Below are 10,986 nucleotides of genomic sequence, written 5' to 3' on the forward strand. Positions count from 1 at the left end.
CTTCAGCCGTCGCAAGCATTGTTGGGGATAGACGATGCCGCCAATTCCAGACCCGTCCGACGATACGCAAGCAGGCCTTGCTCCGGCCGGCGCCTTTTCCGCGACGGAGCGGGCAGCGATCTACCGGGTGATCGAAACGCGACGCGACGTTCGCGATCAGTTCCTTGCCGACCCCTTGAGCGACGAGCTTGTCACCCGTCTTCTGGCGGCCGCGCATGCCGCACCGTCAGTCGGGTTCATGCAGCCGTGGAACTTCATCCTCGTCCGTGACCAGGCGATGCGGCAGGCGGCCTGGGAGGCCTTTTCCAAGGCCAATGACGAGGCGGCCGAGATGTTTTCCGGCGGCGAGCGCGATCTTTATCGCAGCCTCAAGCTTGAAGGCATTCGCAAGGCGCCGCTATCGATCTGCGTTACCTGTGATCCGGACAGGGCGGGACCGGTCGTGCTCGGTCGCACCCACAATCCGCGCATGGATGTCTACTCCACCGTCTGCGCCGTGCAGAACCTGTGGCTTGCCGCGCGCGCCGAAGGCGTCGGTGTCGGCTGGGTCAGCATTTTCCGCGATGAGGACGTGCGCAGGCTGCTGGGTATCCCAGAGCGCGTGGCGATCGTCGCCTGGCTCTGTCTCGGCCATGTGGACAAGCTCTACAGCGAGCCGGAACTGGCCGTGCGCGGCTGGCGCCAGCGCCTTGCACTGGAAGACCTGGTGTTTTCCGAGCGCTGGCAGGGAGACTGACTACTGCTGTTGCTGCGGACCATTTTCGCGGGGGTGGCGCAGATCAATACTGGCTTCAGGGAGAAAAATCGGACCCACCGTGCGGACCTTTGCGGAGGTTTCGTAATTCCGCTCCGGTACCGGCGGCGTGGGATCGATCGCAACCTTCTGGACGGTGGCAGGCTTGCGGGTCCGCAGGTCGGTGATGCTGCCGGAATAGGCCTCCTCATCCTTCGGTAGCGCGATCCCCTTTACCCGGATCCGTTCCTTTTCCTCCTCCTTCGCGACATCCTGGAAATCGGACGGAATGCAGGCATTCTGGCGGATGGCAACGATGGTTGCGCCGCGCTCTTCCCCGGTGACGGACAGGTTGCGGGCTTTGTTGCGCTCGTCAACAAGCACTTCGCGGTTTTCCTCCAGGGCTTGCAGCTGCTTGAGGAGAGGTTCGCACTGGTCGGCCTTGGCCGCGCCAAAGGAAACAATGCTGCCGCCACCGCATCCGGCGCGCCGCATGTCGACGCGAAGTTTGCGGATGTCGGAGTTTGCCTGGCTGAGGTCCTGCGCATATCGGCGCATCTCAGCGGTATTGCCGATCACAACGGGTGTGCTGTGAAGCTTGCGGTACAGATCCGCGCAAAGCTGCGCATCCCGCGCCAGGACGGAGGCGGGGACGAAGACGAGCGGAATGAAGATCAGGCCGCGAAATCGCATCGCTTTTCCGGCAATTCGTTAAAACCCATCAAACATAGGCCGGGGCGGATGAAGATATCCTAAACCGCCCCGGCTTCTGTGAGACCTAGCCGAACAGCGACTCTGGCTGCGAGGCTTCGACGACGGCCAGAGCCGCCATATTGACGACGCCGCGGGATGTGACGGACTGGCCGAGAACATGGGCGGGTTTTGCCGTGCCAAGCAGGATCGGGCCGACATGCAGCGCGTCCATCATGGTGCGCACCAGGCCAAGCGAGATGCTGGCCGCATCGAGGTTCGGGAAGACCAGCAGATTGGCTTCACCGGACAATGTGGTGCTCGGCATGGCGCGCTTGCGCAGTTCCTCGGAAAGCGCCGAGCCACCCTGCATTTCACCGTCGACTTCCAGATCCGGCGCCCGTTCGCGAATGATGGCGAGTGCGTCGCGCATCTTCGCGGCGCTTTCGGAATTGCGCGAGCCGAAATTGGAGTGGCAGATGAGGGCCGCCTTCGGCTTGATGCCGAAGCGGCGCACTTCCTGGGCCGAGAGAATGGTGATCTCGGCAATCTCTTCGGCGGTCGGATTGTAGTTGACGAACGTGTCGGTGAAGAAGATCGCACCACGCTGCGAAATCAGGAGGCTGAGGCCGGCGAGCGTCTTCGTGCCTTCGCGTTTTCCGATGATCTGGTTGACGTCGCGCAGATGCCGGTCGTAGCGGCCTTCGATGCCGCAGATCAGTGCATCGGCCTCGCCGCGCTGGACCGATAGCGCGCCGATGACCGTGTTGCTGGTGCGCACGATGGTTCGTGCCGCTTCCGGGTTGACGCCTTGGCGACCGACAAGCGCGAAATAGTCGTCGACATAGCCGCGGTAACGCGGATCGTCTTCCGGGTTGACGACGGCGAAATCGACATTTGGGCGGATGCGGATGCCGAAACGCTGGAGACGCGCTTCGATGACCGAGGGACGGCCGATCAGGATGGGCCTTGCAATCTGCTCTTCGAGCAAGATCTGTGCAGCCCTCAGAACGCGTTCGTCCTCGCCTTCGGCGAAGATGACGCGGTTTCTTTCGGCAGTCTTGGCCGCCGTGAAGATCGGCTTCATCACGAAGCCGGAGCGCCAGACGAATCGGCTAAGCTGGTCGAGATAGGCTTCAAAATCCTGGATCGGACGAGCGGCGACGCCGCTTTCGGCCGCAGCCCTTGCGACGGCCGGCGCGATGCGCAGGATCAGCCGCGGATCAAATGGCGACGGGATCAGGTAGTCGGGGCCGAAGATCGGCGTTTCGCCGGAATAGGCTTTCGCGGCGACGTCAGAGACTTCCTCGCGGGCAAGTGCTGCGATCGCCTTGACCGCCGCCATCTTCATTTCTTCGTTGATCGTGCGGGCGCCGCAATCGAGTGCACCACGGAAAATGTAGGGGAAGCAGAGGACGTTGTTGACCTGGTTGGCGAAGTCCGAGCGGCCGGTGCAGATCATCGCGTCGGGACGCTCCGCGCGGGCGAGTTCCGGCATGATTTCCGGCGTCGGGTTGGCGAGCGCCATGATCAGCGGCTTTTCGGCCATCTGCACCAGAAGTTCGGGCTTCAACACGCCCGCGGCCGACAGGCCGAGGAAGACGTCTGCGCCGGCGATATTGTCGGCCAGAACTCGGTTGTCGCTCTTCTGGGCGTAGATCGCCTTCCACTCGTCCATCAGCTCGACGCGGCCCTCATAGACCAGCCCTTCGATATCGTGGACCCAGATGTTTTCCTTCTTCGCGCCAAGCGACACGAGAAGATGCAGGCAGGCAAGCGCCGCTGCACCGGCGCCCGACGTGACGATCTTGACGTTATCGATCGTCTTGCCGGCCAATTCCAGGCCGTTGAGGATCGCGGCGGCGACGATGATCGCCGTTCCGTGCTGATCGTCATGGAAGACCGGGATGTTCATCTTTTCGCGAAGACGACGCTCGACTTCGAAACATTCCGGAGACTTGATGTCTTCGAGGTTGATGCCGCCGAAGGTCGGCTCGAGTGCCGAGATCGTCGAGACCATGGCTTCGATGCCCGGCGCGTCGATTTCGATGTCGAACACATCGATGCCGGCGAATTTCTTGAAGAGAACGGCCTTGCCTTCCATCACGGGCTTGGAAGCGAGCGGGCCGATATTGCCGAGGCCGAGCACGGCAGTGCCATTGGAGACCACGGCGACCAGATTGGCACGCGCGGTGAATTCCGCGGCCATTTCCGGATTGTCGCGGATCGCAAGGCAAGGGGCGGCCACACCCGGCGAATAGGCAAGTGCCAGGTCGCGCTGGTTGCCGAGCGGCTTGGTGGCCTGGATTTCCAGTTTGCCGGGGCGGGGATAGCGGTGGAAGAAGAGAGCCTGTTCGTCGAGATCTCCGGTTACCGGCGATGGTTTCGGATTGTCGTGCCCATCCATGCTCTTATGGCTCCTCGTATCGATTTCCGTCCTGACATGCGAGTCCCCTCCTTACATCAATCGATCCACCGAGAAACTACAATATTTGCGATGCTGTCGGATTTTGCCGCCGGTTTCGGGTGGTCGCCGACTGCGGCGATCGCGCCTCTGTCATCATCCTGAAACACGAGTCTGATTTTCGAAGGGTAGGACAAGGTAGGTAACGAAGGGACGTTTCCGTGGCCGATGCAATCGAGACAAGGCATTTCAGAACCCTGTTCATTTCGGACGTGCATCTCGGCTCCAAAGCCGCCCGCACGGACTTTCTCCTCGATTTCCTGCGCTACCACGAGGCGGAAACGATCGTGCTGGTCGGCGATATCGTCGACGGCTGGCGGTTGAAGCGCAGCTGGAACTGGCCGCAGGGCTGTAACGACGTGGTTCAGAAGCTTTTGCGCAAGGCGCGCAAGGGCACGCGGATCGTCTACATTCCGGGAAACCACGACGAATTCCTGCGCGATTTCCCCGGCATGCATTTCGGCGGTATCGAGGTCGCAGACCGGATGATCTACGAGATGGCAGACGGGCGGAAATACCTGGTGCTGCACGGTGACGAGTTCGACGTCGTGGTGCGCAATGCGCGTCTGCTCGCCTATCTCGGTGACTGGGCCTATGATGCGGCAATCGCCATCAATGTCGGTCTTGCAGCGGTGCGCCGCCGCATCGGCCTGCCATACTGGTCATTCTCCGCCTGGGCGAAGCTGCAGGTGAAGCACGCCGTGAATTTCATCGGCGAGTTCCAGAAGGTTGTCGTCGACGAGGCTCGTCGCAACAATGTCGATGGCATCATCTGCGGCCATATCCATCATGCGGTGATGGAAGACATCGACGGGATCCACTACGTCAACACGGGCGACTGGGTCGAAAGCTGCACGGCGATTGCCGAGCATCGCGACGGGACGCTGGAACTGATCTCCTGGCAGAAGATCGCGAAGACTGCGGAAATCACGACGCTGCCTTCACCGGAGACCATTAGGGGCATGCAGGCTGCGTAACGGCCTGTCGGTGCAAGGGACTCATTATCCCCAGAGATTCGTCCGGGGCGGATAGACCAGCGATCCGTCGTATCGCAGCCCGTCCGGGCGGTCTTGCGCCAAGAGTAGCGGACCGTCGAGATCGGCGTAGTCGGCATCCTGCGCCAGAAGAACTGCGGGGGCCATGGCAAGCGAGGTTCCGACCATGCAGCCGATCATGACGGCAAAGCCCAGTCGCTGCGCTTCCTCCTTCATGATCAGCGCCTCGGTCAGCCCGCCGGTCTTGTCGAGCTTGATGTTGACGGCGTCGTAGCGGTTTCTCAAACTTGCAAGATCGCCGGTTGCGTGCACGCTTTCGTCAGCGCAGATCATCACCTTGCGGCGAATGGTGGCAAGGATTGCATCCTTGCCGGCTGGCAGCGGTTGCTCGATCAACGAGATACCGAGGGCGTCTGCGACATCCAGATGTCGGGCCAGATTGTCCTCCGTCCAACCTTCGTTGGCATCGACGATCAGACGCGAATCGGGCGCTGCCTGCCTCACCGCCCGCATTCGGCTTTCGTCATCGTCTGTGCCGAGCTTGACCTTGAGGAGAGGGCGGGCCGCATTCCTGCGCGCATCCTCTGCCATTGCCTCCGGCTCGCCAAGCGACAGCGTGAAGGCGGTGATCAGCGGCTTTTCGGCAGCTTCAATCATCGACGCCACCGATCGGCCAAGGCTTTTGGCTTCCAGATCCCACAAGGCGCAGTCCACCGCGTTGCGGGCGGCTCCCGGTCGCAGGCGCGTCTGCAGTGTGTGGCGATCCATGCCATCGTGCATCATCGAAGCAAGGGAGTTGATCTCGTCGAGGACGCCTTCGGTTGTTTCACCGTAGCGTTTGTAGGGAACGCATTCGCCCCGGCCGGTCAGGCCGTCGCGGGTGATCGCACAGGTCACCACCTCGGCTTCTGTCTTGGAACCGCGAGAAATCGTAAACACCCCCGCGATCGGGAATTTCTCGATTGTTGCTTCGAAGTGACGCGTCATGGTTTTCCACCTGGGCGTTGTGGCAAATCCGTTCAGGGTCGCTATATTGCCGCTCTCAGTGCTGCGATCAACAGCAGATCGCAGCTGCGTGCTGCTTAACCTAAGCCGAAAGAAACCTGTGCCGTCACAACCTGCCGAAATCAAAGCCGAAGACCTGCCCGGCGGCGATGGCGAGCGCTACATTCTGGCCGGAGAATGGCGCAATCATTCGATTTCGCCGGTCCTCAAGGCGTTTGGCGATCTTGAAAAGAGCAGCGGGTCTGGATCCCTCGAGATCGACGTCTCGGGGATCGACGGAATCGATACATCCGGCGCCTGGCTGATTCGCCGTCTTATGTCGGCAAAAGCCGAGCAGGGTCGCGACGCGAAGTTGGTTGGGGCGGAAGGGACGATCGAGGAACTGGTTGGCGCCCTGCCGGAAAAGACCCCGGCACCGCCGCCCAACGATCAGGACAAGCGGTCGCTGTTTGATCGCGTGTTCAGCCCGGTCGGCAAGACGATGACGGAATTTGCCGGTGACTTCGTCGCCGCCATGCACATTCTCGGTTCGGCGGTCCGTGGCGCACAGCTGAAATTCGGCCGCGGATCCGGCGTCTCTCCTGCATCCGTCGTGACGCATATCGACCGGATGGGCGTTCGGGCGGTTCCGATCATCCTGCTGATGTCGTTTCTGATCGGCGCGATCATTGCCCAGCAGGGCGCTTTCCAGCTCCGGTATTTCGGGGCAGAAATCTTCGTCGTCGACTTGGTCGGCATTCTGCAGCTTCGCGAAATCGGCGTTCTGATCACGGCGATCATGATCGCCGGCCGTTCGGGAAGCGCGATCACCGCCGAAATCGGCTCCATGAAGATGCGCGAGGAGATCGACGCGCTGACCGTCATCGGCCTTAATCCCGTCGGTGTGCTCGTGTTCCCGCGCCTTGTCGCTCTGACGATCGCACTGCCGCTCCTGACCATCGTCGCGAACCTGTCGGCCCTCTACGGCGCTGCGGTGATCACGCTGGTCTATTCCGGCATCACATTCGATACGTTCCTGTCGCGCCTCAAGGAGGCGGTCGACTTCTCGTCGGTGGCCTCAGGCATGATCAAGGCGCCGTTCATGGCGCTGGCAATCGGCATCGTGGCGGCTGTCGAGGGAATGAAAGTTGGCGGCAGCGCAGAATCGCTCGGCCAGCACGTCACCTCGTCGGTGGTGAAATCGATCTTCGCGGTGATCCTGATCGACGCGATGTTTGCGATTTTCTATTCCGCGATCGATTTTTGATGGGGACCGGCGTGGAAGACGTTCAAACCTTTGACAATACCAAGCCCGCGGAGACGAAGAGCGACGAGCGCAAGGTCGTGCTGTCGGTCAAGGATCTGACGGTCGGCTTCGGCTCGAAGCTCGTGCTGGACAATCTGAACCTCGATATCTACCGGGGCGAGATCCTCGGCTTCGTCGGAGCGTCGGGCACCGGTAAGTCGGTGCTGATGCGCACGGTTCTCAGATTGCTGCCGCAGCGCTCAGGTACGATCGAGATCCTCGGAGTTGATTATGCCACGGCCGACGAACAGCAGCGCGTGGCGCTCGATACGCGGCTCGGCGTGCTGTTCCAGCACGGTGCGCTGTTTTCGGCGCTGACGGTGAAAGAAAACATCCAGCTGCCAATGCGCGAGTATCTCGATCTGCCGCAGTCGCTGATGGACGAACTTGCCTATGTGAAGCTCGAGATGGTCGGTCTGCCGCCCGATGCGGCCGACAAGTATCCGTCCGAACTGTCCGGCGGCATGATCAAGCGCGCAGCACTTGCACGCGCTCTGGCGCTCGACCCCGATCTTGTTTTCCTCGACGAGCCGACATCTGGCCTCGACCCGATCGGAGCTGCCGATTTCGATGCCTTGATTGCAAGGCTGCGCGATACGCTTGGCCTCACCGTGTACATGGTGACCCACGACCTCGACAGCCTGTTTTCCGTTTGTGATCGCATTGCCGTGCTTGGGCAGAAACGGGTCTTGGTGGAAGGCACGCTTGAGGATATGTTCGCCTTCGACGATCCGTGGGTTCAGTCCTATTTCAAGGGCAAGCGCGCGCGTTCCGTCGTGACCGATGAGACCAGGCCCGACGGCGAATCTGAGAAGTGATGTAACCTATGGAAACTAAAGCAAATTACGCCCTCGTTGGCTTTTTTACCTTGCTGGTAATGGCTGCCGCTTTCGGGTTCGTCTACTGGATGGCTTCGTCCGGCCGGGGAGGCCCCACGGCTGAGCTGGCGATTCGCATTCCGGGCTCCGCAAACGGTCTTTCCGTTGGTTCGGCGGTGCGCTTCAACGGCATCCCGGTCGGCTCCGTGCGCAGCCTCAGCATCGACCCGGATGATCCGCGCTACTCGATCGCGTTCACCGAAGTGCGCGCCGACGCACCTGTCTACCAGTCGACCAAGGCCGTTCTGGAAGTTCAGGGCCTGACGGGCGCTGCCTATGTGGAAATGTCGGGTGGTGCCAAGGGTGAAGAAAACATCCTGCAGAAGGCGATCGAGAGTGGCCGTCCTGCGGTGCTGATCGCCGACCAGTCGAGCGTGACCAACCTTCTTGCGACGGCCGACAAGATCCTCGACCGGGCAGACCAGGCAATTGGCGACATCCAGGGATTTGTCGGAGACGCACGCGGTCCGCTGACGCAGACTATCCGCAACGTCGAGACGTTTACGGCTGCGCTCAGCAACAATTCGGACAGCATCGACAAATTCCTGAACAGCCTCTCGACGCTGTCGGCGACGGTCGATCGCGTCTCCGGCACTTTGAACTCGACGCTCGAAGCAGCTGACCAGCTGGTACGGGCAATCGATGCGGAGCGCGTCAATCAGGTTGTCACGAACGCCGAACGGGTGACTCGCAACATTGCCAATGCCTCGGACAACTTCGGCCCTCTGGTGCAGAACGTGACCCAGGCGGCTGCGAGCTTCCAGCAGGCAGGCGTCGATGCGCAGAGCGCCCTGAAACGCGCCGATACGCTCATGGCGGCCGTCGACGTCAATCAGGTCGGCGCTACGATCCGCAACATCTCATCGGCATCCGAAGACGCACGCCAGACGCTCAGCTCGGCGCGCGACGTGATCGACGACGTGTCGCGCCGCCGCGACGACATCAACGGCGCGATCTCCAACTTCACGGACATGTCGACCAAGCTGAACAACGCATCGAACCGCGTCGACGGCATTCTGGCCAAGGTGGACGGGCTGGTTTCCAGCGACGACTCGCAGGGTCTGTTTGCCGAGGCGCGCAAGACGCTCGAATCCTTCCGCACCGTCGCCGACAATATCAATTCGCGCGTTGGACCGATTGCCGACAACCTGTCGCGCTTTTCGTCCGGTGGCTTGAGAGACATCCAAACGCTGATCAACGACACGCGCGGAACCGTGCAGTCGCTCAATCAGGCAATCAGCAATTTTGACCAGAACCCCCAGCGCCTGATCTTCGGCGGCGAAACGGTGAAAGAGTACGATGGCAGGACACGGCGCTAACATGCGGGGAGTTCAGGGTTTCATGCAAGGATCTGCGATGCTTCGCGTCATGCGCCATCCGATCATCATCGCAGCCCCTTTGATGGCAGCACTTCTGGCCGGTTGTGGCAGCAAGGCGAACAACGACACGTTCGACCTGTCGATCACGCCGATGGCGAGTGGAGCAACCGCAAAGAGCCGGCAGATCCTGGTGCCTGAACCGACTGCGGTCAAGATGCTCAACAGCGACCAGGTCGTTGTGCGTATTTCGCCCTCAGAGGTTCAGTATCTGGCCAATTCCCGCTGGGGCGACAGGCTTCCGGCACTGGTCCAGTCGAAGCTGGTCGAAGCGTTCGAAAACTCAGGACGGGTTGGCGGCGTCGGCAAGCCGGGGCAGGGTCTGGCGATCGACTATCAGGTCGTAACCGATATCCGCAGCTTCGAGGTGGTGACTGAGGGCAACAGGCTTGCCACGGTGGAGATCTCGGCAAAGCTCTTGAACGACCGCAACGGCAGCGTTCGTGCCCAGACCGTCTTCAAGGCAACGGTGCCGGTCGCCGGAACCGAGAACCGCCGCTTCATCGAAGCGCTGGACAAGGCATTTGCACAGGTCGGCGCGAATATTGTCGACTGGGCTCTCAAGGCCATGTGATCCTTTTCGCGCGGGGACGACCCGCGCGATATCGGCCTGGCGGAGACTTCTCTGCCGAACAATTCGCGGCAGAGAAGCACTTTCCTGCAGTACGTAATCTTACCCGAGCGAACGCTACCCAAGGGCGCTGGCGGTGAAGCTTGGCGATGGTCCCAAGCATCGCGTTAGGATGCCCACCCGGCTCCCGGACCCGCTCTGCCAGCTGAGCGATACGATACTGGTTCCAGCACTGCGATCCTCACGAGATCTGACATGCGTCTGTGACAGCTGGCTTTGCAATCCGAACTAATAGCCTGGCCGTTATGGAGTTGACCTGCGCTAGAAACAGCGCTCCGATCTCGGTTGCCTCTCATGAGAGCCAAGCGAATGGCCGAACTTCCAATTCCCGTCTATCTTTTCACGCAGTCCGGTTTTTCTCCCTCCGGTGACACCGTGGTCAGCGTTGCACCGTTGGAAAGTGTCGTGGCGGTTTATGGCGCAGGCGGCGTGGTGGGCGAAGGCGGCCTGGCTTCTGCCTTTGGCGGCGCCGTGGTGTTTCGCAACGATGTCTCCGGCGCGTGCTATATCGGCGTCTGGGGCGCCCGGAACGCGTCACGCTTTCGCAGCGACCTTCGTGCACGGATGGAGATCATTCTCCTCAGGCACGCGCCCGATGCGCGGCTCAGTTTCTGGGGCGCGGCAAAAGAGCGGCCGTTGAGGAACTGAAGAGGAATAGGACCAGACGTCAGGTTCGCTCCGATGCAGTGCAGCCCATCGAAAGCCGGCTTGATGGGCGACTGAGCGTTCTGTGAAGTACTGGCGAAAAACTCCGCAGGTCGCTTTGGAAACTGAGCCTGTCACCAAACTCCTCTAATCCTCGCCCTTGTGGCCGGGATCCAGTCCGTACGTGTCCATGAAGTGAAGGGGTCTGTGACCCGACAGACCTCGTGCCGCTGGAATTTCGGCACAAGGGCTGGGATGAGAGACGTCGGGGTACCCCTCTCGCC

Annotated in this window: 10 protein-coding genes; 7 read left to right on the forward strand and 3 right to left on the reverse strand. The window is 61.1% G+C overall.

The features are described from left to right. The first annotated feature begins 34 nt into the window (after positions 1–34). Positions 35–736 (forward strand): 5,6-dimethylbenzimidazole synthase, encoded by a 702-nt coding sequence (gene bluB, locus ASG19_RS11240; protein WP_062456571.1) that lies wholly within the window; start codon positions 35–37, stop codon positions 734–736. On the opposite strand, the gene ASG19_RS11245 is transcribed toward bluB, so the two are convergent. Then, the gene (locus tag ASG19_RS11245; RefSeq protein ID WP_062456574.1) at positions 737–1,426 is read right to left on the reverse strand and encodes a hypothetical protein; all 690 of its coding nucleotides are present in this window, start codon (positions 1,424–1,426) and stop codon (positions 737–739) included. 85 nt (positions 1,427–1,511) lie between these two features. Next, a complete protein-coding gene (locus tag ASG19_RS11250) occupies positions 1,512–3,830 on the reverse strand; it encodes an NADP-dependent malic enzyme (RefSeq protein WP_062456577.1) in 2,319 nt (772 codons plus the stop codon). A gap of 218 nt (positions 3,831–4,048) precedes the next feature. On the opposite strand from ASG19_RS11250, the gene ASG19_RS11255 reads away from it, so the two are divergent. Further along, the gene (locus tag ASG19_RS11255) at positions 4,049–4,864 is read left to right on the forward strand and encodes a UDP-2,3-diacylglucosamine diphosphatase (RefSeq protein ID WP_062456580.1); all 816 of its coding nucleotides are present in this window, start codon (positions 4,049–4,051) and stop codon (positions 4,862–4,864) included. 24 nt (positions 4,865–4,888) lie between these two features. On the opposite strand, the gene dgcA is transcribed toward ASG19_RS11255, so the two are convergent. Further along, positions 4,889–5,869: an N-acetyl-D-Glu racemase DgcA gene (gene dgcA, locus ASG19_RS11260; RefSeq protein ID WP_062456583.1), complete on the reverse strand. Its 981-nt coding sequence runs from the start codon at positions 5,867–5,869 to the stop codon at positions 4,889–4,891. 118 nt (positions 5,870–5,987) lie between these two features. On the opposite strand from dgcA, the gene ASG19_RS11265 reads away from it, so the two are divergent. From ASG19_RS11265 to ASG19_RS11285, 5 genes are all read left to right on the forward strand, one after another. Further along, positions 5,988–7,133: an ABC transporter permease gene (locus ASG19_RS11265; RefSeq protein WP_062456586.1), complete on the forward strand. Its 1,146-nt coding sequence runs from the start codon at positions 5,988–5,990 to the stop codon at positions 7,131–7,133. An 11-nt stretch (positions 7,134–7,144) separates the two neighbouring features. Then, complete coding sequence (locus ASG19_RS11270; protein WP_244476144.1) at positions 7,145–7,990, forward strand: ABC transporter ATP-binding protein; 846 nt, start codon at positions 7,145–7,147, stop codon at positions 7,988–7,990. An 8-nt stretch (positions 7,991–7,998) separates the two neighbouring features. Further along, positions 7,999–9,369, forward strand: coding sequence for an MlaD family protein (locus tag ASG19_RS11275; protein WP_062456594.1), 1,371 nt, complete (start codon positions 7,999–8,001; stop codon positions 9,367–9,369). A gap of 37 nt (positions 9,370–9,406) precedes the next feature. Then, a complete protein-coding gene (locus ASG19_RS11280; protein WP_113110840.1) occupies positions 9,407–10,000 on the forward strand; it encodes an ABC-type transport auxiliary lipoprotein family protein in 594 nt (197 codons plus the stop codon). A 366-nt stretch (positions 10,001–10,366) separates the two neighbouring features. Next, positions 10,367–10,705: a hypothetical protein gene (locus tag ASG19_RS11285; RefSeq protein ID WP_062456597.1), complete on the forward strand. Its 339-nt coding sequence runs from the start codon at positions 10,367–10,369 to the stop codon at positions 10,703–10,705. Positions 10,706–10,986: the final 281 nt, after the last annotated feature.

This window comes from Rhizobium sp. Leaf306 (assembly GCF_001423425.1).
Taxonomy (GTDB): Bacteria; Pseudomonadota; Alphaproteobacteria; order Rhizobiales; family Rhizobiaceae; genus Neorhizobium; species Neorhizobium soli.